General features: G+C 72.0%; 21 protein-coding genes and 1 tRNA gene. 18 read left to right on the top strand and 4 right to left on the bottom strand.

Features of this window, described 5'->3' with window-relative positions:
• Window positions 1-5 precede the first annotated feature (5 nt).
• Window positions 6-1151: a non-homologous end joining protein Ku gene (ku, locus tag ACZ7IF_RS20875; protein ID WP_470973234.1), complete on the bottom strand. Its 1146-nt coding sequence runs from the start codon at window positions 1149-1151 to the stop codon at window positions 6-8.
• 31 nt (window positions 1152-1182) lie between these two features.
• Here ku and ligD point away from each other — a divergent pair, with 31 nt between their 5' ends.
• Window positions 1183-2067, top strand: a complete 885-nt coding sequence (ligD, locus tag ACZ7IF_RS20870; protein WP_470973231.1) for a non-homologous end-joining DNA ligase — start codon at window positions 1183-1185, stop codon at window positions 2065-2067.
• On the top strand, window positions 2064-2978 hold the full coding sequence (locus ACZ7IF_RS20865; RefSeq protein WP_470973228.1) for an ATP-dependent DNA ligase: 915 nt from the start codon (window positions 2064-2066) through the stop codon (window positions 2976-2978). Before ligD ends, ACZ7IF_RS20865 begins: the two co-directional genes overlap by 4 nt.
• A gap of 59 nt (window positions 2979-3037) precedes the next feature.
• Here ACZ7IF_RS20865 and ACZ7IF_RS20860 read toward each other — a convergent pair whose 3' ends face one another.
• On the bottom strand, window positions 3038-3433 hold the full coding sequence (locus ACZ7IF_RS20860; protein WP_470973225.1) for a DUF6479 family protein: 396 nt from the start codon (window positions 3431-3433) through the stop codon (window positions 3038-3040).
• A 173-nt stretch (window positions 3434-3606) separates the two neighbouring features.
• Window positions 3607-4587, bottom strand: a complete 981-nt coding sequence (locus tag ACZ7IF_RS20855; RefSeq protein ID WP_470973222.1) for an XdhC family protein — start codon at window positions 4585-4587, stop codon at window positions 3607-3609.
• 222 nt (window positions 4588-4809) lie between these two features.
• Between ACZ7IF_RS20855 and ACZ7IF_RS20850 the strand changes: the two genes are divergently transcribed.
• Window positions 4810-6045, top strand: coding sequence for an MFS transporter (locus ACZ7IF_RS20850; protein WP_470973219.1), 1236 nt, complete (start codon window positions 4810-4812; stop codon window positions 6043-6045).
• An 82-nt stretch (window positions 6046-6127) separates the two neighbouring features.
• On the opposite strand, the gene ACZ7IF_RS20845 is transcribed toward ACZ7IF_RS20850, so the two are convergent.
• A tRNA-Arg gene (locus ACZ7IF_RS20845) sits at window positions 6128-6199 on the bottom strand.
• A gap of 100 nt (window positions 6200-6299) precedes the next feature.
• Here ACZ7IF_RS20845 and ACZ7IF_RS20840 point away from each other — a divergent pair.
• From ACZ7IF_RS20840 to ACZ7IF_RS20770, 15 genes are all read left to right on the top strand, one after another.
• Window positions 6300-6773: a response regulator gene (locus ACZ7IF_RS20840; protein ID WP_470973216.1), complete on the top strand. Its 474-nt coding sequence runs from the start codon at window positions 6300-6302 to the stop codon at window positions 6771-6773.
• Between the two features lie 79 nt (window positions 6774-6852).
• Complete coding sequence (nrtL, locus tag ACZ7IF_RS20835; protein WP_470973213.1) at window positions 6853-7785, top strand: ArgS-related anticodon-binding protein NrtL; 933 nt, start codon at window positions 6853-6855, stop codon at window positions 7783-7785.
• Window positions 7786-7804: 19 nt separating this feature from the next.
• On the top strand, window positions 7805-9196 hold the full coding sequence (gene lysA, locus ACZ7IF_RS20830) for a diaminopimelate decarboxylase (protein WP_470973211.1): 1392 nt from the start codon (window positions 7805-7807) through the stop codon (window positions 9194-9196).
• A 166-nt stretch (window positions 9197-9362) separates the two neighbouring features.
• Window positions 9363-10655, top strand: a complete 1293-nt coding sequence (locus ACZ7IF_RS20825) for a homoserine dehydrogenase (protein ID WP_007266575.1) — start codon at window positions 9363-9365, stop codon at window positions 10653-10655.
• A 6-nt stretch (window positions 10656-10661) separates the two neighbouring features.
• Window positions 10662-11732, top strand: coding sequence for a threonine synthase (thrC, locus tag ACZ7IF_RS20820; protein WP_470973208.1), 1071 nt, complete (start codon window positions 10662-10664; stop codon window positions 11730-11732).
• A 329-nt stretch (window positions 11733-12061) separates the two neighbouring features.
• Window positions 12062-13000 carry a homoserine kinase gene (gene thrB, locus ACZ7IF_RS20815; protein ID WP_470973205.1) on the top strand — a complete coding sequence of 313 codons (939 nt, stop codon included), beginning with the start codon at window positions 12062-12064 and terminating at the stop codon, window positions 12998-13000.
• A gap of 418 nt (window positions 13001-13418) precedes the next feature.
• Window positions 13419-15506 carry a transcription termination factor Rho gene (gene rho / locus ACZ7IF_RS20810; RefSeq protein ID WP_470973202.1) on the top strand — a complete coding sequence of 696 codons (2088 nt, stop codon included), beginning with the start codon at window positions 13419-13421 and terminating at the stop codon, window positions 15504-15506.
• A 269-nt stretch (window positions 15507-15775) separates the two neighbouring features.
• The gene (locus ACZ7IF_RS20805; RefSeq protein ID WP_470973199.1) at window positions 15776-16879 is read left to right on the top strand and encodes an LCP family protein; all 1104 of its coding nucleotides are present in this window, start codon (window positions 15776-15778) and stop codon (window positions 16877-16879) included.
• Between the two features lie 197 nt (window positions 16880-17076).
• A complete protein-coding gene (gene rpmE / locus ACZ7IF_RS20800; RefSeq protein WP_007266580.1) occupies window positions 17077-17295 on the top strand; it encodes a 50S ribosomal protein L31 in 219 nt (72 codons plus the stop codon).
• Window positions 17296-17415: 120 nt separating this feature from the next.
• Window positions 17416-18495 carry a peptide chain release factor 1 gene (prfA, locus tag ACZ7IF_RS20795; protein ID WP_469111078.1) on the top strand — a complete coding sequence of 360 codons (1080 nt, stop codon included), beginning with the start codon at window positions 17416-17418 and terminating at the stop codon, window positions 18493-18495.
• Between the two features lie 43 nt (window positions 18496-18538).
• Window positions 18539-19384 carry a peptide chain release factor N(5)-glutamine methyltransferase gene (gene prmC / locus ACZ7IF_RS20790; RefSeq protein ID WP_007266582.1) on the top strand — a complete coding sequence of 282 codons (846 nt, stop codon included), beginning with the start codon at window positions 18539-18541 and terminating at the stop codon, window positions 19382-19384.
• Between the two features lie 52 nt (window positions 19385-19436).
• Window positions 19437-20084: an L-threonylcarbamoyladenylate synthase gene (locus tag ACZ7IF_RS20785; protein ID WP_007266583.1), complete on the top strand. Its 648-nt coding sequence runs from the start codon at window positions 19437-19439 to the stop codon at window positions 20082-20084.
• Window positions 20081-20716: an arsenate reductase/protein-tyrosine-phosphatase family protein gene (locus ACZ7IF_RS20780; protein ID WP_470973195.1), complete on the top strand. Its 636-nt coding sequence runs from the start codon at window positions 20081-20083 to the stop codon at window positions 20714-20716. Before ACZ7IF_RS20785 ends, ACZ7IF_RS20780 begins: the two co-directional genes overlap by 4 nt.
• Before the next feature lie 256 nt (window positions 20717-20972).
• Window positions 20973-22205, top strand: a complete 1233-nt coding sequence (locus ACZ7IF_RS20775; protein WP_470973192.1) for a serine hydroxymethyltransferase — start codon at window positions 20973-20975, stop codon at window positions 22203-22205.
• Window positions 22206-22321: 116 nt separating this feature from the next.
• Window positions 22322-23644: an MraY family glycosyltransferase gene (locus ACZ7IF_RS20770; RefSeq protein ID WP_470973189.1), complete on the top strand. Its 1323-nt coding sequence runs from the start codon at window positions 22322-22324 to the stop codon at window positions 23642-23644.
• Window positions 23645-23852: the final 208 nt, after the last annotated feature.

The following is a 23852-nucleotide window of genomic DNA, read 5'->3' as shown; positions in this document are numbered from 1 at the left end:
CTGCGTCAGGCCGAACTCCGCTTCCGCGGCGCCGCCTTCTTCGCGGCGGCGGAGGCGGACTTGGCGGCGGAGGAGGAGGCCTTCTTCGCGGCGGCGGACTTCGCCGAGGCCGAAGCCGACTTCGTGGCGCTCGAAGTCGACTTCGTGGAGCGCGACTTGGCGGACGCGGCAGACGTGGCCGACGCGGCCGTCGAGGTGGACTTCGCGGCCGTCTTCTTCTTCCCGGCTCCCGACGCGGCCGTCTTCCGGGCGGTGGCCGAGGCCGTCGACTTCTTTCCGCCCACCGCCTTGGGCGCGGCGGCCGCCGCCCTGCGCCGGATCGGGGTCACCTCCGCCTCCGTGCCGCCCTCCGCGTCCCGCGAACCCCCGCCGCCCCGCGAGGCCTTGGCGGCCCGCACGCTGTTCTCCAGCGCCGCCATCAGGTCGATCACCTGACCGCCGGCCGGCTCCACCACCGCCTCCTGCGGCTCGAACGCCCCGCCCGCCTTCGCCGCGATCATCGCCTCCACGGCCTCGCGGTAGTCGTCGTGCAAGGAGGTCATCTCCACCTCGCCCAGCGTCGCCATCAACGCGTCGGCCAGGTCCAGTTCGGCTTCCCGTACGGACACCGCGGCATCCGGCGCCACTCCCTCCGGCGCCCTGATCTCGTCCGGCCACAGCAGGCCGTGCATCGCGATCACGTCGTCGACGACCCGCAGCATGCCCAGCCGCTCCCGCCCCCGCAGCGCGTACTTGGCGATCGCCACCCGCCGGCTGCGCTTGAGCGCCTCCCGCAGCAGCGTGTACGGCTTGGCCGCCGTGGCCCCGTTCGCCGCGAGGTAGTACGCGGCGTCCATCTGGAGCGGATCGATCTCGTCGGCGGGCACGAACGACACGATCTCGATCGTCTTCGCCGTGGCGATCGGCAGCTGGGCCAGGTCCTCCTCCGTGATCGGGACGATCGACCCGTCCGCCTCCTCGTACCCCTTGCCGATCTCGTCGGAGGACACCTCCTCCCCGTCCAGCTCGCACACCTTGCGGTAGCGGACCCGGCCGCCGTCGGTCACATGGATCTGACGGAAGGAGATCGAGTGGCTCTCGGTGGCGTTCACGAGCTTGATCGGGATGCTGACCAGGCCGAAGGAGATCGCCCCGTTCCAAATGGATCGCACGGTTCCTCCTGATTCGTGGCAATCTCATCGTATGACGCCGATCACGATGGTGGAGGGGCGTCGCATCGCGCTCAGCAACCTGGACAAGGTCCTCTACCCGGGGACCGGCTTCACCAAGGGCGAGGTGCTGCACTACTACGCCACCGTCGCGGACTCCCTCCTCGCGCACATCAAGGACCGCCCGCTGTCCTTCCTGCGCTATCCGGACGGCCCGGACGGCCAGCTCTTCTTCACGAAGAACCCGCCGCCCGGCACGCCCGCCTGGGTGAAGACCACCCCCGTGCCCCGCTCCGAGGACGCACGGGCCGAACAAGTGGTCGTATCCGACCTGGCGTCCCTGATGTGGGCGGCCAACCTCGTCGTCGAGTTCCACACCCCCCAGTGGCGGGCCGGCGCCCCCGCCATCGCCGACCGGCTCGTCCTCGACCTCGACCCCGGCCCGCCCGCCACCGTCGTCGAATGCTGCGCCGCCGCCCTGTGGCTGCGCGAACGCCTCGCCGCCGACGGCCTGACCGCGTACGCCAAGACCTCCGGCTCCAAGGGCCTCCACCTGGCCGTGGCCCTCGAACCGGCCCCCTCGGCGCGCGTGTCCGCGTACGCCAAGGCCCTCGCCCAGGAGGCCGAGGCCGAGCTCCCCGACCTCGTCGTGCACCGGATGGCCAAGGCGCTGCGCCCCGGCAAGGTCTTCGTCGACCACAGCCAGAACGCCGCCGCCAAGACCACCGCAGCCCCCTACACGCTGCGCGCGCGGCCCCTGCCGACCGTCTCCGCGCCCGTCTCCTGGGCGGAGGTCGAAGCCTGCCGCGACCCCTCCGACCTGCTGTTCCTCGCCGACGACATCCCGCCCCGGCTGGCCCGCGACGGCGACCTCCTCGCCCCGCTGAACGACCCCGGACGGGCCGGGAGCCTGCCGTGACCCGGCCGGCCGTCCAGGTCGCGCTCGCCGCCGCCGTACGTACCCTGCCGCGCGCGGCGGGCCTTGCGTACGAGCCGAAGTTCGACGGCCACCGGATGGTCGTGCTGCGCACCGGGGAGGACGTGGCGCTCCAGGCCCGCTCCGGGCGGATCGTCACCGGCGCGTTCCCCGATCTGGCGGCGGCCGCCCGGCAGTTGCCCGCCGGGACCGTGCTGGACGGGGAGGTGGTCGTCTGGCACGCCGGCCGCACGGACTTCGCGCTGGTCCAGCGGCGCGCGGCGGCGGCCACCGAGGCCCGCGCCGCGGTGCTCGCGCAGAGCCTGCCGGCCTCGTACGCGGCCTTCGACGTGCTGGAGCTGGCCGGGGTGGACGTACGCGGCCGCTCCTACGAGCGGCGCCGGGCCCTGCTGGTCGACCTGCTGCTGCCGCTCGGCCCGCCGCTCCAGCCGGTGCCGATGACGACGGACCCGGAGCTGGCCGAGACCTGGTACGAGACCCTGCCCGCCAGCGGCATCGAGGGCCTGGTCGTGAAGCGGCTGGACCAGCCCTACCCGGCCGGGCGGCGCGCCTGGCGCAAGCTCCGGCACACGAACGTGCGGGACGCGGCGGTGATCGGCTACACCGGCACCCCGCGCCGCCCGCTGGCGCTCGTGCTGGTCCTGCCGGGGGAGGAGGACGAGGCGCCGCTGGTGTCGAGCCCGCTCTCGGCGGTGCTGCGCACGGAGCTGGCGGCGGCCGTCGCCGAGCGCGGGCCGGCCGCGGGCGGGGCCGGCGGTGGGGCCACGGTCACGGCGATCGGGCTCGGCGAGGTGCCGTTCCGCCTGCTGGACCCGCCGCTGGCGGCGGAGGTCCGGCACAGCTCGGTACGCCATCCGCCGCCGGAGGTGCTGCGGCTGCGGACAGACCTCTGACCCGCGCGGGAGGCGCAGGTCAGAGGCCGGTTCCGGCACCGCGGCGGGCGGGACACCCGCTAGGAGTGCGCCCCGCGCCCCGCGTCCGGGGGAGCTCCGGGCTGCGGGTGCGGCCCCGGTCCCTCCGGCTTCTCGTAGCCGGACTCGCGTTCGGCCCGAACCTCTTCGGAATGGCTGGAAGTGGTGGACCCGAAGTTCCCGTAACCCTGCATCTCGTGCGGTCGCAGGCCGCCCTCGGGGATCTCCACCGGGTCACGCTCCTCGCGGACCTCGTAGACCGCCCCGCCGTCGGGCAGGTGCGGCTGGCTCTCGGGGGTGGGCGGCGGCGGTTCCTTCGCCCGGACCCGCTGGCCCAGCTTGAAGCCCGCGAGCAGGACGCCGGCGATGACGATGCCGACGACGAAGAACCACGCGATGTCGGTCAGGATCTTGTCCACGCTGAGGATCGTGTCCATGGATCCCATTTTCCCGCTTTCGCTCCGTTTGCATGCGCGGGCAGCTCGAAGAATCACCTCAAGACGGCCGTCGGCCCCGCCCGCAGGCGGGGCCGACGGCCGTGCGGCGCGTACCGCCCCCTACTCCGAATGGATGAGGGGGCGGCCGCTCCTCAGCGCAGCGGGGCCGCTCCTCAGCGCAGCGGCCCGTCCGAGTCCCTCAGCCCCCGCGCGTCCCGGCCCCCGAGCACCCCGAGGATCTCGGCGCAGATGGCCAGCGCCGTCTCCGCCGGGGTCTTGGCGCCCAGGTCCAGCCCGATGGGCCCGTGCACCCGCGCCAGCTCGGACGCACCCACCCCGGCGGCCACCAGCCCGTCCTGGCGCCGGGCGGTCGTCCGCCGCGACCCGAGCGCGCCGACGTACGGGACCTCCAGCGCGAGCGCGTTCCGAAGGGCCGGCACGTCGAAGTCCGGCTCGTGGCTGAGCATCACCAGGCAGGCGGCGTCCCGGTGCGCCGTCAGCACCTTCTCCGCCTCCGCCGCCGTCTCCACCGACACCGACTCCCAGCCCAGCAGCGCCGACTGCGCGCCGATCACGTCGGCCAGCTCCCCGGTCCCGCCGATCACCACGTACGGGGCCGACGGGTACGCCTCCACCAGCACCAGCCCGGAGCCCCCGTACAGGGCGTCCCGCCCGGGCCGCCGGGTCCCCAGCAGCTCCCCGGCGCGCCGCCCGGCGTCGTCGGCCGGCTCGTCGCCGGCCCGTACGACCTCGCTGACGGCGCCGTCCGCGCCCTCGCTGAGGCGGGTCACGAGCGCCACCCCGGCCCCGGTGCCCAGCAGCTCCCACCATTCGGCGGGGATCGCGGACAGCGGCTGCAGCAGCACCTCCGCCTGCCCGCCACAGGTCAGCCTCGCCTCCGTGGCCTCACCGGTCCCGACCGACACCTCGCACACCCGCGCGGTCTCGCCGGCGCCCAGGGCCCCGGCCTCCGCGACGAGCTCGGCGTCGAACACCCCGCGGTACAGGGCCCCGACGCACTCCCCACGGGCGTCCACGAGCACGGCCCCGGCGGGGTCCCGGGGTCCGAACCCCTGCTCGGTCACGGGCCGGGCCAGGAACGCCACCCGCCCCTCGGCCGTCCACTGCCGCGCCGTCTCCGCAAGCTCACGCATCCTCGTCGCCCCATCCTCTGTGCGCTCCCTCGCCGCAAAGCACCTGGTCAACGGGCACAAAGCGGCCTCGAAAACCACCCTAGCCACGCCCCGGGCCGCCACCCATCCCCCGAAGCCACAGACCCCGGCCCGTCGCCCTCGTACGGACCACCGGAACCGTCCACGGGTGGCCGCTCCGCCGCCACCACGGAGAATCGAGGGAGCGAAGGGAAACTACCGCCCGTGCACACCCTGAAACGCGCCTTCGACTCCCTCTCCGTACGCAACTTCCGGCTCTTCTTCCTCGGCCAGCTCCTTTCGGTGACCTGCACCTGGATGATGGTGGTCGCGCAGGACTGGCTGGTGCTGGAGCTGTCGGGCAACTCGGGAACGGCCCTGGGCGTGGTGACCGCCCTGCAGTTCACGCCGGTACTCCTGCTCACCCTCTACGGGGGCCGGCTGGCCGACCGCCACAGCAAACGCCGCATCCTGGTCCTGGCCAACCTGGCATCGGGCACCCTCGCCCTCCTCCTGGGCCTGTGGGTGACCCTGGGCGAGATACGGCTGTGGCACATCTGGCTCTTCGCCCTCGCCCTCGGCGCGGTCAACTCGGTGGAGGCGCCCACCCGCATCGCCTTCGTGGGGGAGATGGTCGGCAACGAGCTGCTGCCCAACGCGTCGGCGCTGAGCGGCGCGTACTTCAACGCCGCCCGGGTGGCGGGCCCCGCGGCCGCGGGTCTGCTCATCGCCCGCCTCGGCGTCGGGCCGGTCATCCTGATCAACGCGTGCAGCTACCTGGGGGCCGTGGCGGGCCTCGCGCTGATGCGCCCCGCGGAACTCCACGGCCCCCGGTCCCGGCCGGCCGGCGCCCGCATCGCGGACGGCATCCGCTACGTCTCCCGGCGCCCGGACCTGATCCTCCCGCTGACCCTGGTCGGCGTACTGGGCCTGGCCGGCTTCAACTTCCAGCTGACGCTGCCGCTGCTGGCCAAGACCGCGTTCCACACCGGCTCGGCCGCCTTCGGACTGCTGAGCAGCTCCCTCGCGGCGGGTTCCCTGCTGGCCGCCTTCGCGACGACCGCCCGCCGCACCCGCCCGACGGCCGCCGTGGTCACCGGCTCCGCCCTGGCCTTCGGCGCCGCCGAAGCCCTCACGGGCCTGGCCCCCACCCTCCCGACGGCATGTCTCCTCCTGTCCCTGACGGGCTTCGCGATGATGTACTTCGCCCAGGCGGCCAACCACCGCATCCAGCTCGGCTCGGACCCGGCCTACCGGGGCCGCGTGATGGCCCTCTTCACCCTGATCTTCATGGGCACGACTCCCCTGGGCGCCCTCCTGACGGGCTGGCTGTCCGACCACTGGGGCCCCCGCTGGTCCCTCTCGGCAGGCGGCCTGGTCTCCCTGACGGCAACGGCCCTGACCCTGGCGCTGACCCCCCGCCCGGAACCCGCCCGCGCCCTGGACAACTCCCGTACCTGACGGGCCACTTGACCGCACATACGCGAAGACCCCGTCCTCAGCATCTCTGCTGCGGCGGGGTCTTTGGGCACTTCCTGCGAAGTGCCCCCGGCAGGATTCGAACCTGCGCACACGGCTCCGGAGGCCGTTGCTCTATCCCCTGAGCTACGGGGGCGTGTCGTTCGCTTTGCGGCGACGGGTTGAACACTACCAGCTCCCACGGGGTGATCAGGAACCGATTTGGGCGGGAGGGGGAGGCCGGTCGCCCGGAGGGGGTGGAAGTGGCAAAAACCCGGACGCGGGGGCTTAGGGCGACCTACTCTCGAGTTGTGCCAGGCGCCTCGGGCCGGGTGCTTGTTGTCGACGACAACAAGGTCATCCGGCAGCTGATCAAGGTCAATCTCGAGCTGGAGGGCTTCGAGGTCGTGACCGCGAACGATGGTGCCGAGTGTCTGGACGTGGTTCACCGGGTGTGTCCCGACGCGATCACCCTTGATGTGGTCATGCCTCGGCTGGACGGCTTCGGGACCGCCGCGCAGTTGCGGGCCGATCCGCGGACGCGGCACGTTCCCGTCGCCATCGTCAGCGCCTGTACGCAGCACGAGGTCGAGGCCGGGATCGCCGCCGGGGTGGACGCGTTCGTCGCCAAGCCCTTCGAGCCCACCGAGCTGGTCCGGGTCGTGCGCCGGCTCGTCGAGCGGAAGGGTGCCCCCGCCGGGCGGGCAGGGAGGGCCGGGAGAGGGGCCTGAAGGGGTCTGGGCGCGCCTCCTTGTTCACATGCCGAAACCCGATGCATGGCCTAGGGGCTTCTCGCCTAGGCTGGGTTCCGTGATCCCCGCCGACCTCTCTCGTGCCGTCGTACAAGCCGTACGCCGTGCCGTCGAGGACGGAGAGCTCGCCGCGAGCGTGCCCGGGCGCGTGGTCGTCGAGCGCACCCGCCCCGGGGGAGTGGGGGAGTACGCCACCCCCGTCGCGCTCCAGGTGGCGAAGGACGCCCGGCTCGAACCCCGTGAGGTCGCCCGGGTGCTCGCGGGCCGGCTGCTCGCCGACGAGCCCGGGATCCTGGGTGCGGAGGTCACCGGGCCCGGCTTCCTCAATTTCAGCCTCGCGCCCGTTTCCGCCGGTGAGCTCGTGCGCGAGGTCCGGGCGCGGGGCCGGCGGTACGGGTTCGCGGACGCCGGGGAGCTGCGCGGGCGCGTGGTCCGGGAGGCCGTGCAGAGGATCCGGGTCAGTCAGGGCGCCCCCGGCGCGCAGGAGCTCCGCGTCGCGCCCGTCGCCCGGCGCGACGGGGACGTCATCGCCGTGTACGGGGCGGACGCCGCCGCCTGGGCCATGCTCTGCGTACCGGCCCGCGAGACCCCTTCCTTCACCCCCGGGCTGCTCGTCCAGGACGAGTCCAGCGAGTTCTTCCGCGTGCGGTACGCCCACTCCCGCGCCCGGGCGCTGGGGATCAACGCCGCCGGTCTCGGGTTCGGCGGCGAGCCCGGGGACGACACCGGAGGCCGTGAGCTGCTGCGGCTGCTCGGCGAGTACCCGCTCGTGCTGGAGGCCGCCGCGCACCACCAGGCGCCCGAGCGGCTCACCCGGCACCTCGTCGCCGTCGCCGACGCGCTCCTCGACTTCCAGCACCAGGTCCTGCCCAAGGGGGACGAGAAACCCTCGGCCGCCCACCGCGCCCGGCTGGCACTCGCCGAAGCCGCCGGGACGGTGCTGGCAGGCGGCCTCGCCCTCCTCGGCATAGACGCCCCAGACTTCCTGTGAACCGCGAAGAGAGATTCCGATGAGCCGTTCCGCGCACCCCGCCGGGCCCCGCCACGCCGACGTCCTGCCCGAGGGCCACTACGCCCCGCCGCCGGCCGACCTGAACGCGCTCGACGAGAAGGTGTGGTCCCGTACCGTCCGGCGCAACGACGACGGGGTCGTGACGGTGGGCGGGATCGAAGTGACCCGGCTCGCCGAGGACTTCGGCACCCCCGCCTACTTCCTCGACGAGGAGGACTTCCGGTCCCGCTGCCGCGCCTGGGCGCACGCCTTCGGCAAGGAAGCGGACGTGTTCTACGCGGGCAAGGCGTTCCTCTCCAAGGCCATCGTGAAGTGGCTGAAGGAAGAGGGGCTGAACCTCGACGTCTGCTCCGGCGGGGAGCTGGCCACCGCCCTCGCCGCCGAGATGCCCGCCGAGCGGATCGCCTTCCACGGGAACAACAAGTCCGAGGGCGAGATCCGGCGCGCGATCACGGCCGGCGTCGGGCGGATCGTGCTCGACTCCTTCCAGGAGATCGCCCGCGTCGCGCACATCGCCCGCGAGCTGGGCGTACGCCAGCCCGTGCAGATCCGCGTCACCGTCGGCGTCGAGGCGCACACCCACGAGTTCATCGCCACGGCCCACGAGGACCAGAAGTTCGGCATCGCCGTCGCCGACGGGTCCGCCGCGGAGGCCGTGCGCCGGGCGCTCGGGCACGACTCGCTGGAGCTGCTCGGCGTCCACTCCCACATCGGCTCGCAGATCTTCGACATGGCCGGCTTCGAGGTGTCCGCCAAGCGGGTGGTCCGGCTGCTGGCCGCCGTGCGCGACGAGCACGGCGTCGAGCTCCCCGAGATCGACCTCGGCGGCGGGCTCGGCATCGCGTACACCTCCGCCGACGACCCGCGCGAGCCCCACGAGATCGCCAAGGCGCTCACGGAGATCGTCGCGCGGGAGTGCGAGAGCGCCGGGCTCAAGGCCCCGCGCATCTCCGTCGAGCCCGGCCGCGCCATCGTCGGCCCCACCGCCTTCACCCTCTACGAGGTCGGCACCATCAAGCCGCTGGAGGGGCTGCGCACGTACGTCTCCGTCGACGGCGGCATGTCCGACAACATCCGTACGGCCCTGTACGACGCCGAATACGCGGTCACCCTCGTCTCCCGCGTCTCCGACGCCGAGCCGATGCTCGTCCGCGTCGTCGGCAAGCACTGCGAGAGCGGTGACATCGTCGTGAAGGACGCCTTCCTGCCGGCCGACCTGGCCCCCGGCGACCTGCTCGCCGTACCCGCCACCGGGGCGTACTGCCGCTCGATGGCCAGCAATTACAACCACGCGCTCCGCCCGCCCGTCGTCGCCGTGCGCGACGGCGGGGCGCGGGTGATCGTCCGCCGGGAAACGGAAGAAGATCTCCTGTCCCTCGACCTCGGATGACCCCCATATTTCTGGGGGAATGGTCCGGACCCCCAAAATAGACGTCCAGTACACGTCTCACTCAATGGACCGGAGATGGAAACTCCTGTCCATTGAGTGAGACTGGTTCATACCTGACGCGCAAACCGCGCGCCGGGAGCGATGAAAGATCGAAAGGCGTAGGTCAATGATGCGTACGCGTCCGCTGAAGGTGGCGCTGCTGGGCTGTGGAGTGGTCGGCTCAGAGGTGGCGCGCATCATGACGACGCACGCCGACGATCTGACAGCCAGGATCGGCGCGCCCGTCGAACTCGCCGGCGTGGCTGTGCGCCGTCCCTCCAAGGTGCGCGAGGGCATCGACCCCGCCCTCGTCACCACCGATGCGACCGCCCTCCTCAAACGGGGCGACATCGACGTGGCCATCGAGGTCATCGGCGGCATCGAGCCCGCCCGCACCCTGATCACCACCGCCTTCGAGCACGGCATCTCCGTCGTCTCCGCGAACAAGGCGCTGCTCGCCCAGGACGGCGCGGCCCTGCACGCCGCCGCCGAGCAGGCCGGGCTGGACCTGTACTACGAGGCAGCCGTCGCCGGCGCCATCCCGCTGGTCCGCCCGATGCGCGAGTCCCTCGCCGGCGACAAGATCAACCGGGTGATGGGCATCGTCAACGGCACCACGAACTTCATCCTCGACAAGATGGACTCGACCGGTGCCGGCTACCAGGAGGCGCTCGACGAGGCCACCGCCCTCGGGTACGCCGAGGCCGACCCCACCGCCGACGTCGAGGGCTACGACGCCGCCGCCAAGGCCGCGATCCTGGCCGGCATCGCCTTCCACACCCGGGTCCGCCTCGACGACGTCTACCGCGAGGGCATGACCGAGGTCAGCGCCGCGGACTTCGCCTCCGCCAAGCGCATGGGCTGCACCATCAAGCTCCTCGCCATCCTGGAGCGCGCCGCGGACGGCGAGTCCGTCACCGCCCGCGTCCACCCGGCGATGATCCCGCTCAGCCACCCGCTCGCCTCCGTCCGCGAGGCGTACAACGCCGTCTTCGTCGAGGCCGAGGCCGCCGGGCGGCTGATGTTCTACGGGCCCGGCGCGGGCGGTTCGCCGACCGCGTCCGCAGTCCTCGGCGACCTCGTCGCCGTCTGCCGCAACAAGCTCGCCGAGGCAACGGGGCCCGGCGAGTCGGCGTACACCCAGCTGCCGGTCAGCCCCATGGGGGACGTCGTCACCCGCTACCACATCAGCCTCGATGTGGCGGACAAGCCGGGCGTCCTCGCCCAGGTGGCGACCACCTTCGCGGAGCACGGCGTGTCGATCGACACGGTCCGGCAGCAGGGCAAGGACGGCGAGGCCTCCCTCGTCGTCGTCACCCACCGCGCACCCGACGCCGCCCTCTCCGGGACCGTCGAGGCGCTGCGGAAGCTGGACACCGTGCGCGGTGTCGCCAGCATCATGCGTGTTGAAGGGGAGTAAGGACCCATGAGCAGCAATCGCACCCACCAGTGGCGCGGCATCATCGAGGAGTACCGCGACCGCCTGCCGGTGACGGACACGACTCCCGTGGTCACGCTCCGCGAGGGCGGCACTCCCCTCGTCCCCGCCCAGGTGCTCTCCGAGCGCACGGGCTGTGAGGTGCACCTCAAGGTCGAGGGCGCGAACCCCACCGGGTCCTTCAAGGACCGCGGCATGACCATGGCCATCACCAAGGCCAAGGAGGAGGGCGCCAAGGCCGTCATCTGCGCCTCCACGGGCAACACCTCGGCCTCCGCCGCCGCCTACGCGGTGCGCGCCGGCATGGTGTCCGCGGTCCTCGTGCCCCGCGGCAAGATCGCGCTCGGCAAGATGGGCCAGGCCCTGGTCCACGGCGCCAAGATCCTGCAGGTTGACGGCAACTTCGACGACTGCCTGGACCTGGCCCGCGCGCTGTCCGACAACTACCCGGTGGCGCTGGTCAATTCCGTCAACCCGGTGCGCATCGAGGGTCAGAAGACGGCCGCGTTCGAGATCGTCGACGCGCTCGGCGACGCCCCCGACATCCATGTGCTGCCCGTCGGCAACGCCGGCAACATCACGGCGTACTGGAAGGGCTTCAAGGAGTACAAGGCCGACGGCCTCGCCTCCCGTACGCCCCGCGTCTGGGGCTTTCAGGCCTCCGGCTCCGCGCCGATCGTGCGCGGCGAGATCGTCAAGGAGCCGCACACCATCGCCACCGCGATCCGCATCGGCAACCCGGCCTCCTGGGACTACGCGCTCGCCGCGCGCGACGAGTCGGGCGGCCTCATCGACGAGGTGACGGACCGCCAGATCCTGGCCGCCTACCGCCTGTTGGCCGCGCAGGAGGGCGTCTTCGTCGAGCCCGCCTCGGCCGCGTCGGTCGCCGGTCTGCTGAAGGCCGCCGAGGCCGGCCTGGTCGACCCCGGCCAGACGATCGTGTGCACCGTCACCGGCAACGGCCTCAAGGACCCCGACTGGGCCGTCGCCGGCGCTCCGCAGCCGGTCACCGTCCCGGTGGACGCCGAGGCGGCGGCCGTCCGTCTCGGCCTGGTCTGACCCCGGCCCCCGGCCCCTGAGGGGCCGGGTGCCCCGTTGCCGGATTCCGGAAGTCTCCGGAATCCGGCAACCCGGGCCGTACGGCACCAGAGCCAGCGGCGCTCCAGCGGGATCCTGCGGAAGACACCGACACGCATCGTGCGCCTCCTGTGCGCCCTATGTCGCGGGAGAACCTTCCTTCGATACGCTGTACTTACATCCGCCACCGCGCATATGACCGCGGTGCTGCCCCAAGGGCCTTCGGGTGTCGTACGTTCTCCAGTACATTCGCAGCGAAGATCCCGCGCAGCAGCCGGATCCCGCACAGTCACAAGGAGTGTCATCGACCGATGGCAGGTCCAGCGTTCCGCGCCGCCGCCGTACGGGTGCGCGTCCCCGCCAGCAGCGCCAACCTCGGCCCCGGCTTCGACGCCCTCGGCCTGGCCTTGGGGCTCTACGACGACGTCGTCGTCCGGGTAGCCGATTCCGGCCTGGACATCGACATCGCGGGTGAGGGTGCCGACACCCTCCCGCGGGACGAGAGCCACCTCCTCGTACGCTCCATGCGCACCGCCTTCGACCTGCTGGGCGGGCAGCCGCGCGGCCTCGAGGTCGTCTGCGCCAACCGCATCCCGCACGGCCGGGGCCTCGGCTCCTCCTCCGCCGCGATCTGCGCCGGCATCGTCGCCGCCCGCGCCGTGACCATAGGCGGGGAGGCCAAGCTCGACGACGCGGCGCTGCTGGAGCTCGCCACCGAGATCGAGGGCCACCCCGACAACGTCGCCGCCTGCCTGCTCGGCGGCTTCACCCTGGCGTGGATGGAAGGGGGCAGCGCCAAGGCGATCCGGATGGACCCCGCGGGTTCCATCGTTCCGGTGGTCTTCGTGCCCTCGAAGCCGGTCCTGACCGAGACCGCCCGGGGGCTGCTGCCGCGCACCGTCCCGCACGTGGACGCGGCCGTGAACGCGGGCCGCGCGGGCCTGCTCGTGGAGGCCATGACCAGGCGTCCCGAGTTCCTGCTGCCGGCCACCGAGGACCGGCTGCACCAGGAGTACCGGGCCCCGGCGATGCCGGAGAGCGTGGCACTCGTCAACCGGCTGCGGGCGGACGGCATCCCCGCGGTCATCTCCGGCGCGGGCCCCACGGTCCTCGCGCTGGTCGACAACGGCGCGGCCGACAAGGTCGCGCAGCTCGCGGGCGAGGGGTGGGCCGCCAACCGGCTCGCCCTCGACGCCGCGGGTGCGAGCGTCCTTCCGCTGGGCGCGCAGGGCGGTCAGCCCGTGTCGTAGTGACACGACCCGCCGGGGGCGGGCGGCCGGGCAGGCCGCTCGCCCCCGGCAGGGCGATTGCCGGTGATTGAGAGGGGGAATGTCTGTTGGATCCGGTAGTGTTAACCTCAAGTGCGCATCCGAAGCCGCCATGGCTCGGTGCTCAGTGTCCCCATCCGGGACCACATTTCTTCCGGGAGCCTCCCCGACTGCTTTGATCGCTGCCAGCAGTTTCGGGCACGCTCCGGAATCGGCGTGACATTCCCACGCTTCCAGCTCGGGGGCTTCTCGCCGGAACCATCATGCACGTTTCTCTCCGCCGTATCTCTACCGGCGGACCACCGCCCCGGCACGGTCCACACATCCAGGACCGTTGTCGGACAGCACAACCGGTCGCCGAGCCAGACAGGCCGACGTCCGCTCCAGGGAAGGACCCTTCGTGAGCGACACCACCGATCTGATGGGCGCTGCCGACACCAACGTCGACACCAGTGCCCCCGCCGCGGGCGCGGCCCCGAAGCGCCGCCGCTCCGGCACCGGCCTTGAGGGCATGGTCCTGGCCGAGCTGCAGCAGGTCGCGTCGGGCCTCGGTATCAGGGGCACCGCGCGGATGCGCAAGAGCCAGCTGATCGAGGTCATCAAGGAGGCGCAGGGCGGCAGCGCCCCCAAGGCCGCCGCGGCCCCCGCCGCCGACGCCGCCGAGGCCAAGCCGAAGCGCCGCGCCACCAGCAAGGCCCGTACGGGCGAGGCCGCCGCAGCGGCCCCCGCCGAGAAGCCCGCCGCCCAGGCGCAGATCGAGATCCCGGGACAGCCGGCCAGCGACGACGCCCCCATCGGCGAGCGCCGCCGCCGCCGGGCCACCGCCCCGTCCGGCAGCCCCGAGTCCTCGGCCCCCGCCGCCGTGCAGGTCGAGCAGAAGACCGAGACCGCCGCCCCGGCCGCGCAGCCCGAGGCCAAGGCCGAGGCCGCCACCGCCGTCTCCGCCCAGCCCCAGGGCCAGGCGCAGGAGGCCGGCGAGGGCCGTACCCGCCGCGACCGCCGTGACCGCGGCGAGCGTGGTGAGCGCGGCGAGCGCGGGGAGCGCGGGGAGCGTCAGCAGGGCCGTCGTGAGCGCGGCGCCAAGGCCGACGAGCAGGGCCAGCAGCAGGGCGGCCAGGGCCAGCAGCAGGGCGGCGGCCGTCAGGACCGCGCCGAGCGCCAGGACCGCGCCGACCGCCAGCAGCAGGGCGGCCGCGGCCAGGGCCGGCAGGACCGTCAGGACAACGGCCCGCAGGACGACTTCGACGGCGAGGACGGCCGTCGCGGCCGTCGCGGACGCTACCGCGACCGTCGCGGCCGTCGCGGCCGTGACGAGTTCGCGCCGAACGAGCCGCAGGTCGCCGACGACGACGTGCTGATCCCCGTCGCGGGCATCCTCGACATCCTCGACAACTACGCGTTCATCCGGACCTCGGGCTACCTGCCCGGTCCCAACGACGTGTACGTCTCCCTCGCCCAGGTCCGCAAGGCCGGCCTGCGCAAGGGCGACCACACCACCGGTGCGGTCCGCCAGCCCAAGGACGGCGAGCGCCGCGAGAAGTTCAACGCCCTCGTGCGCCTGGACTCCGTCAACGGCATGGCGCCCGAATCCGGCCGCGGCCGACCGGAGTTCCAGAAGCTGACCCCGCTCTACCCGCAGGACCGGCTCCGTCTGGAGACCGACCCGGGCGTGCTGACCACCCGCATCATCGACCTCGTGTCGCCGATCGGAAAGGGCCAGCGCGGTCTGATCGTGGCCCCGCCGAAGACCGGCAAGACCATGATCATGCAGGCGATCGCCAACGCGATCACCACCAACAACCCCGAGTGCCACCTGATGGTCGTCCTGGTCGACGAGCGTCCGGAAGAGGTCACCGACATGCAGCGGTCGGTCAAGGGCGAGGTCATCTCCTCGACCTTCGACCGCCCGGCCGAGGACCACACCACCGTCGCCGAGCTGGCCATCGAGCGCGCCAAGCGCCTCGTCGAGCTGGGTCACGACGTGGTCGTCCTGCTGGACTCCATCACCCGTCTGGGCCGCGCGTACAACCTCGCGGCGCCCGCCTCCGGCCGCATCCTGTCCGGTGGTGTCGACTCGACCGCGCTGTACCCGCCGAAGCGCTTCTTCGGTGCCGCGCGCAACATCGAGGACGGCGGCTCGCTGACCATCCTGGCCACCGCGCTGGTCGACACCGGCTCGCGCATGGACGAGGTGATCTTCGAGGAGTTCAAGGGCACCGGCAACATGGAGCTCAAGCTCGACCGCAAGCTCGCCGACAAGCGCATCTTCCCGGCCGTCGACGTCGACCCGTCGGGTACGCGCAAGGAGGAGATCCTCCTCAACAGCGAGGAGCTCGCCATCGTCTGGAAGCTGCGCCGGGTGCTGCACGCGCTCGACTCGCAGCAGGCGATCGAGCTGCTGCTCGACAAGATGAAGCAGACGAAGTCGAACGCCGAGTTCCTGATGCAGATCGCCAAGACGACCCCGGCCGGCAAGAACGACGACTGACCGGGTCGCCGAACACGGAACAGCCCCCGCCGCATCCGCGGCGGGGGCTGTTCCGTTTGTGCGACCTTCGCCACACGCCTGCGCCCGCGAAAAGCCCCGTACGCGAACCTTGAACCCCCCGGATCGGGACCCTCGGTGGACGTCCGATCACGGATTGTGCTCGCGCGGGAGGGGGCGTGCGGAGCGGTCCGCGCTCCGTGGAACCCTGGAATGCGCTAGTCCGTCTGTGTGAGTGAGCAGCCGGCAACGGAGCCAGGACCGAGGAGAGCATGAGCGAGGACAGCAGGGGCAGCGGTCGCAGGGCAGCACGCAGGCGCGGGCGCCGGGCGCAGCCGCGCCGCCGCAAGGGCCTCAGGGTCGCCGCCTGGACCGCCGCCGGGGTGGTCCTGCTGGGCGGGGGAGGCCTCGGCTGGTTCTACTTCAAGCTCAACGGCAACCTGCACAGCGTCGACATCGACCAGGCCCTCGGCAAGGACCGCCCGGCCAACGTCGACAACGGCTCGATGGACATCCTCGTCCTCGGCTCCGACTCCCGCAGCGGCGCCAACGCCGAGTACGGCCAGGACGACGGCGGCTCCGCCCGCTCCGACACCGCGATGATCGTGCACCTCTACGAGGGCCACCAGAAGGCCAGCGTCGTCTCGATCCCGCGCGACGCGATGGTCCCCCGCCCCGCCTGCGCCACCGGCAAGGGCAAGACCGACCCCGGACGCAGGAAGGCGCAGTTCAACGAAGCCTTCACGGTCGGCGGGCCGGCCTGTGCGGTCAAGACCGTGGAGCAGATGTCGGGGATCCGCATGGACCACTACATCGAGGTCGACTTCACCGGCTTCAAGAAGATCATCGACAACCTCGGCGGGGTCGAGCTCACGACCACCAAGCCGATCAAGGACGACTACAGCCACCTCGACCTGCCGCCCGGCCCGCACAAGCTCAACGGCGAGCAGTCCCTGGGCCTCGTACGCACCCGCAAGAGCGTCGGCGACGGCAGCGACCTGGGCCGAATACAGCTCCAGCAGGCGTTCATCAAGGCGCTGATCAAGCAGGTCAAGGGGATCGGGGTGTTCGACAACCCCAAGAAGCTGTTCGGCCTCGCCGACTCCGCCACCAAGGCGATCACCACCGACAAGGCCCTCGGCGACGTGAAGTCCCTCATGGGCTTCGCCCAGGGCCTCCAGGGGATCGGTGCCGAGAACATGCACATGATCACCCTGCCGGTGGGGCCCGACCCCGCCGACACCGACCGGGTCATCCCGCTCGCCAAGGAGTCCAAGATGGTCTGGGACTCCCTGCTGGCCGACCAGCCGATCCCGCCCCAGGCCACCGAGAAGTCCGCCGGGGACAAGAGCACCGCGGGCTCCATCGTCCAGTAGGGCGTCCGGTGGGACGGGAGCTGCCGGGATCCGGCAGGACCGGGCAGGAATAGACCGCGGCCCCTCCCCGTTGAGGGGAGCGTTCCCGGAATTTTGACAGGCGGCCCGGTCCTGGCAGACTGGTCTGTCGGCCCCGGTTCACGCAGTGCGCAATTCGGCTCCTGCGACCCGGCGCCCTCCCGAATCTAGGAGACACCTTGAAGCGCGATGTTCACCCCGAGTACGTCGAGACCCAGGTCAGCTGCACCTGTGGCGCGTCGTTCACCACCCGCAGCACCCTGACCGAGGGCACCATCCGTGCCGAGGTCTGCTCCGAGTGCCACCCGTTCTACACGGGCAAGCAGAAGATCCTCGACACCGGTGGCCGCGTGGCCCGCTTCGAGGCCCGCTTCGGCAAGGGTGCGGCCAAGAAGTAGCGCGACCCAGGCGCCGGTCACCGGCCGCCCCCTGACCACGCGGGGGCGGCCGGACCGGCGCCTTTGTCGTCGTTCAGCCAGCCCAGCCCATATTTGATTTTTTCACCCCAGGAGCATCCGATGTTCGAAGCGGTCGAGGAACTGGTCGGCGAGCACGCCGACCTCGAGACGAAGCTCGCCGACCCTTCGGTCCACTCCGATCAGGCGAACGCCCGCAAGCTGAACAAGCGCTATGCGGAGCTGACCCCGATCGTCGCGACCTTCCGCGCCTGGAAGCAGTCGGCCGAGGACATCGAGACGGCCAAGGAGCTGGCGGCCGACGACCCCGACTTCGCCGCCGAGGTCAAGGAACTGAGCGCCCAGCGCGAAGAGCTCACCGAGAAGCTCCGCCTGCTGCTCGTCCCGCGCGACCCCAGCGACGACAAGGACGTCCTCCTGGAGATCAAGGCGGGCGCCGGCGGCGACGAGTCCGCCCTGTTCGCCGGCGACCTGCTGCGCATGTACCTGCGCTACGCCGAGCGCGTGGGCTGGAAGACCGAGATCATCGACTCCACCGAGTCCGAGCTCGGCGGCTACAAGGACGTCCAGGTCTCCGTCCGCACCAAGGGCGGCAACGGTGCCACCGAGCCCGGCCAGGGCGTGTGGGCCCGGATGAAGTACGAGGGCGGCGTGCACCGCGTGCAGCGCGTGCCGGCCACCGAGTCCCAGGGCCGCATCCACACCTCCGCCGCCGGCGTGCTCGTCACACCGGAGGCCGAGGAGGTCGAGGTCGAGATCAACATGAACGACCTCCGCATCGACGTGTACCGCTCCTCGGGCCCCGGCGGCCAGTCCGTCAACACCACCGACTCGGCCGTGCGCATCACGCACCTCCCGACCGGTGTGGTCGCCTCCTGCCAGAACGAGAAGAGCCAGCTCCAGAACAAGGAGCAGGCCATGCGCATCCTGCGCTCGCGCCTGCTGGCCGCCGCCCAGGAAGCCGCCGAGCAGGAGGCCTCCGACCAGCGCCGCAGCCAGGTGCGCAGCGTGGACCGCTCCGAGAAGATCCGTACGTACAACTTCCCGGAAAACCGGATCTCGGACCACCGGACCGGTTTCAAGGCGTACAACTTGGACCAGGTGCTCGACGGCGACCTCGACTCGGTCATCCAGGCCTGTGTCGACACCGACTCCGCGGCGAAGCTCGCCGCCGCGCACTGACCTTCGCCCCACCCCCCGTACGACAGCAGCCCGGAGGACCAGCGTGAACTTGCTGCTTGCCGAGGTGGCCCAGGCCACCCAGCGGCTGGCCGCCGCCGGCGTGCCCTCACCGCGTTTCGACGCGGAGGAGCTCGCGGCCTTCGTGCACGGCGTCAAGCGGGGGGAACTGCACCACGTCAAGGACGCGGACTTCGACGCCCGCTACTGGGAGGCCGTCGCCCGCCGCGAGGCGCGCGAGCCGCTCCAGCACATCACCGGCCGGGCCTTCTTCCGGTACCTGGAGCTCCAGGTCGGCCCCGGGGTGTTCGTGCCCCGGCCCGAGACCGAGTCGGTCGTGGACTGGGCCATACACGCCGTCCGGGCCATGGACGTGGTCGAGCCGCTGATCGTGGACCTGTGCACCGGGTCCGGCGCCATCGCGCTCGCCATGGCCCAGGAGGTGCCGCGCTCGCGCGTGCACGCCGTGGAGCTGTCCGAGGACGCCCTGCGCTGGACCCGCAAGAACGCCGAGGGCTCCCGGGTCACCGTCCACCAGGGCGACGCGCTCACCGCGCTGCCCGAGCTGGACGGACAGGTCGACCTGGTCATCTCCAACCCGCCGTACATCCCGCTCACCGAGTGGGAGTACGTCGCCCCGGAGGCCCGCGACCACGACCCCGAGATGGCGCTGTTCTCCGGCGAGGACGGCCTCGACACCATCCGCGGCATCGAGCGCACCGCCCACCGGCTGCTGCGGCCCGGCGGCATCGTCGTGATCGAGCACGCCGACACCCAGGGCGGCCAGGTGCCGTGGATCTTCGCCGACGAACGGGGCTGGGCCGACGCCGCCGACCACCCCGACCTGAACAACCGCCCGCGCTTCGCGACCGCCCGCAAGGCCATGCCGTGATCGGCGCGACCGCTTCCCCCGCCACCCCCACGCTGCACGAGGAGATCCGCTGATGGCTCGGCGATACGACTGCAACGACGCGACGGACCGCAAGACGGGTCTGCGCGAAGCGGCCTCCGCCGTGCGCCGCGGAGAGCTCGTCGTGCTGCCCACCGACACCCTGTACGGGATCGGCGCGGACGCCTTCAGCGCGGAGGCCGTCGGCGATCTGCTCGCCGCCAAGGGGCGCGGCCGCAACATGCCCACCCCCGTCCTCATCGGCTCCCCGAACACCCTCCACGGCCTCGTCACGGACTTCTCCGAGCAGGCGTGGGAGCTCGTCGACGCCTTCTGGCCGGGCGGGCTCACGCTGGTCGCCAAGCACCAGCCGTCGCTGGCCTGGGACCTGGGGGAGACCCGCGGGACGGTCGCCGTGCGCATGCCCCTGCACCCCGTCGCCATCGAGCTGCTGACCGAGGTCGGCCCGATGGCCGTCTCCTCGGCGAACCTGTCCGGGCACCCGGCACCGGCCGACTGCGACGCGGCGCGCGAGATGCTGGGCGACTCCGTCTCCGTGTACCTGGACGGTGGTCCCACGCCGAGCACCGAGCCGTCGTCGATCGTCGACGTCACCGGGAAGGTTCCCGTACTGCTGCGCGAGGGGGCGCTGAGCGCCGCACAGCTGCGGGAGGTCGTACCCGACCTCGAGGTGGCTCCGTGAGCCCTCAGGGGCGTGGCATAGCGAGCCAGTCGTTCCGCATACTCCACGTCAGCACCGGCAATGTGTGCCGCTCGCCCATCACCGAGCGGCTGACGCGGCACGCGCTGGCCCACCGCCTGGGTGTGCTGGGCCTGCCGGCCGAGGACCTCATCGTGGAGAGCGCCGGCACCTGGGGCCACGAGGGCGCCCCGATGGAGGCCAACGCGGCCGCCGTCCTGGCCGACTTCGGCGCCGACGCGTCCGGGTTCACCGGGCGGGAACTGCTGGACGAGCACGTCATACGCGCCGACCTGGTGCTCACCGCCACCCGGGACCACCGGGCGCAGGTCATCTCCATGGGCCACTCGGCGGGGCTGCGCACCTTCACGCTGAAGGAGTTCACCCGGCTCGTACGGGCGATAGACCCGGCCACGCTGCCGCCGCTGGACGACGGCATGGCGGAGCGGGCACGTGCGCTGGTACGGGCCGCCGCCGCGCTGCGCGGCTGGCTGCTGGCGCCGTCCGCCGACGCGGACGAGGTGTACGACCCGTACGGGGCGCCGATCACCTTCTTCCGGTCGATCGGCGACGAGATCAACCAGGCGCTGGACCCGGTGGTCACGGCCCTGACGGGTGTCGCGGAGCGGCCCTGAGGGTGGCCGGCCGGAGGCCGGCGCGGCGGCGCGAAGCCTGAGAGGCCCCCTTGGGCCGAGCAGTGCGAGGGGCGCGGTCGGAAGGGGCTCGACCAGGCGCTGGACCCGGTGGTCACGGCCCTGACGGGTGTCGTGGAGCGGCCCTGAGGGGCGTCACCGTGCAGCGCTGAGCCCGGCGGGGCGGGCAGCGGGCGCGTCGGGCGGGCCCGGCCTACAGTGGCTGGTACCCGGTACACCCACGCGCGGGAGTCGTGCCATGACTGTCACCACCGAGCAGGCGGCGGATCTCCTGCGGCAGCAGGACCCGCAGATGGCCGACATCCTCGAAGGGGAGCGGCGGCGGCAGGCGGACACGCTGCAGATGAGCGCCGCCGAGAACTTCACCTCCCCCGCCGTGCTCGCGGCGCTGGGGTCCGTGCTCTCCAACAAGTACGCCGAGGGGTACCCGGGCGCCCGTTACCACGGCGGCTGCGAGTACGCGGACCTCGCCGAGCGGACCGCCGTGGAGCGGGCCAGGGCGCTCTTCGGGGTCGAGCACGCCAATGTGCAGCCGCATTCCGGTTCCGCGGCCGTACTGGCCGCCTACGCGGCGCTGCTGCGGCCCGGGGACACCGTCCTGGCCATGGGGCTGGCGCACGGCGGGCACCTCACGCACGGCTCGCCCGCCAACTTCTCCGGCCGGTGGTTCGACTTCGTCGGGTACGGCGTCGACGCCGAGACCGGGCTCGTCGACTACGAGCAGGTGCAGCGGCTGGCGCGGGCGCACCGGCCCAAGGCCATCGTGTGCGGGTCCATCTCCTATCCCCGGCACCTGGAGTACTCGGCGTTCCGCGAGATCGCCGACGAGGTCGGGGCGTACCTCATCGCCGACGCCGCCCACCCCATCGGGCTCGTCGCGGGAGGGGCCGCGCCGAGCCCCGTCCCGTACGCCGACGTGGTCTGCGCGACCACCCACAAGGTGCTGCGCGGCCCCCGCGGCGGGATGGTGCTGTGCGGTGCCGAGTTCGCGGAGCGGGTCGACCGGGCGGTGTTCCCCTTCACCCAGGGCGGCGCCCAGATGCACAGCATCGCCGCGAAGGCGGTGGCGTTCGGCGAGGCGGCCGCCCCGCCCTTCACCCGGTACGCGCACCGGGTCGTGGCCAACGCCCGCGCCCTGGCCGCCGCCCTGGAGCAGCGCGGGTTCGCCGTGACGACCGGCGGTACGGACACCCACCTCATCAGCGCCGACCCCGCGGCGCTCGGCGTCGACGGGCCGACGGCGCGCGGCCGGCTGGCCGCCGCGGGGATCGTCCTGGACACCTGCGCGCTGCCGTACGGGGACCAGCGCGGCATCCGCCTGGGTACCGCTGCGGTGACCACGCAGGGGATGGGGGAGCCGGAGATGGCCCGGATCGCGGAGCTGTTCGCCGCCGCGCTGCGCGGCGAGGCCGCCGGAACGCGCACGGACGTGGCCGACCTGACCAGTGGATTTCCCCCGTACGGGGCGTAACCGGGACGAGCATGGCGTAGTGCAACCGGAACGGGGCCTCCGTGCGTCCTCGTCCCTGGTGACATCGCGGCTAATGTGTGGGGCTGAGATGGCCGGCGATACATCTGGGGCAGCCAGTGCGTGAATATCTGCTGACGCTTTGCGTCACGGTCGCGGTGACCTACCTGCTGACCGGGCCCGTGCGGAAGTTCGCGATCGCGGCCGGCGCGATGCCGGAGATCCGCGCGCGCGACGTGCACCGCGAGCCCACTCCGCGGCTCGGCGGCATCGCCATGTTCGGCGGCATGTGCGCGGGGCTGCTGATCGCCGACCACCTGCAGAACCTCAACGGGGTCTTCGAGCGGTCCAACGAGCCCAGGGCGCTGCTCTCGGGTGCCGCGCTGATCTGGCTGATCGGCGTCCTGGACGACAAGTTCGAACTCGACGCGCTGATCAAGCTGGGCGCCCAGATGATCGCCGCGGGCGTGATGGTCATGCAGGGCCTCACCATCCTGTGGATTCCGGTTCCGGGCATCGGGACGGTGTCGCTGACCCAGTGGCAGGGCACCCTGCTCACCGTGGCACTGGTGGTGATCACCATCAACGCGGTCAATTTCGTCGACGGCCTCGACGGTCTGGCGGCGGGCATGGTGTGCATCGCCACGTGCGCGTTCTTCCTCTACGCCTACCGGATCTGGTTCGGCTACGGCATCGAGTCCGCCGCTCCCGCCACCCTCTTCGCGGCGATCCTGATGGGCATGTGCCTGGGCTTCCTGCCGCACAACATGCACCCCGCCCGGATCTTCATGGGGGATTCCGGGTCCATGCTGATCGGCCTGGTGCTGGCCGCCTCGGCCATCTCGATCACGGGGCAGGTGGACCCCGACACGATGGCCATTTTCGTCGGCGGTGAGCGCAACGCCACCCACGCGATGCTGCCGGTCTTCATTCCGCTGCTGCTGCCCCTGACCATCATCGCCATTCCGATGGCGGACCTGGTCCTGGCGATCGTGCGGCGGACCTGGAACGGCCAGTCGCCCTTCGCCGCGGACCGCGGCCACCTGCACCACCGGCTCCTGGAACTCGGGCATTCCCACAGCCGCGCCGTACTCATCATGTATTTCTGGTCAGGCCTGATCGCATTCGGCACGGTGGCCTATTCGGTGCATTCGGCCTCGATGTGGATCGTGCTCTCCCTCGCCGCGCTGAGCGCGCTGGGCCTCGTACTGCTCCTGATGCCGCGGTTCACCCCGCGGGCGCCGCGCTGGGCGCAGGGCCTGGTCCCGCCGCGCTACCGGCACGCCGAGCGGGCCGCGGAGGCGGCCGTACGGGAGGACGAGGGCATGGAGCCGGAGCCGGTGCGGCCCGTCGTGGCGGGTGTCTCGGGCGTCAACGGCGCGACCGCGGTAGGCCCCCGTTCGCGCCTCCCCGACCGGCGTAAGGCCGGATCGGCACGCTGACGGTCGGGGCGCATTTCCGACATGGGCGCCCTTTACCAGACAATGGGCAGGCTTGTCTTGCACACACGGGCGCGGTAGCCCTCATGTGTGACAGTCAGCACACCTGACAGGTAAAGCTCTCATCAAATAGTTTGTGATACCGTTCACTAAACCCGGCGACAGAGCCGAAGGACCGTAGTGCGACGGTCCATTGGCCCGAGGCTCTCAC

It is taken from the genome of Streptomyces sp. NPDC037421, from assembly GCF_055602105.1.
The sequence above is the reverse complement of the archived record's forward strand: the minus strand, read 5'-3'. Positions and strand labels throughout refer to the sequence as shown.

Excerpts from the sequence above, each read along its gene's own strand:
- ACZ7IF_RS20785 (WP_007266583.1), top strand. The coding sequence starts at position 19,437 with ATGGCTCGGCGATACGACTGCAACGACGCGACGGACCGCAAGACGGGT.
- ACZ7IF_RS20825 (WP_007266575.1), top strand. The coding sequence starts at position 9,363 with ATGATGCGTACGCGTCCGCTGAAGGTGGCGCTGCTGGGCTGTGGAGTG.
- ACZ7IF_RS20855 (WP_470973222.1), bottom strand. The coding sequence starts at position 4,587 with ATGCGTGAGCTTGCGGAGACGGCGCGGCAGTGGACGGCCGAGGGGCGG.
- lysA (WP_470973211.1), top strand. The coding sequence starts at position 7,805 with ATGAGCCGTTCCGCGCACCCCGCCGGGCCCCGCCACGCCGACGTCCTG.
- thrB (WP_470973205.1), top strand. The coding sequence starts at position 12,062 with ATGGCAGGTCCAGCGTTCCGCGCCGCCGCCGTACGGGTGCGCGTCCCC.
- ACZ7IF_RS20805 (WP_470973199.1), top strand. The coding sequence starts at position 15,776 with ATGAGCGAGGACAGCAGGGGCAGCGGTCGCAGGGCAGCACGCAGGCGC.
- prfA (WP_469111078.1), top strand. The coding sequence starts at position 17,416 with ATGTTCGAAGCGGTCGAGGAACTGGTCGGCGAGCACGCCGACCTCGAG.
- thrC (WP_470973208.1), top strand. The coding sequence starts at position 10,662 with ATGAGCAGCAATCGCACCCACCAGTGGCGCGGCATCATCGAGGAGTAC.
- ACZ7IF_RS20775 (WP_470973192.1), top strand. The coding sequence starts at position 20,973 with ATGACTGTCACCACCGAGCAGGCGGCGGATCTCCTGCGGCAGCAGGAC.
- ligD (WP_470973231.1), top strand. The coding sequence starts at position 1,183 with ATGACGCCGATCACGATGGTGGAGGGGCGTCGCATCGCGCTCAGCAAC.
- ACZ7IF_RS20860 (WP_470973225.1), bottom strand. The coding sequence starts at position 3,433 with ATGGACACGATCCTCAGCGTGGACAAGATCCTGACCGACATCGCGTGG.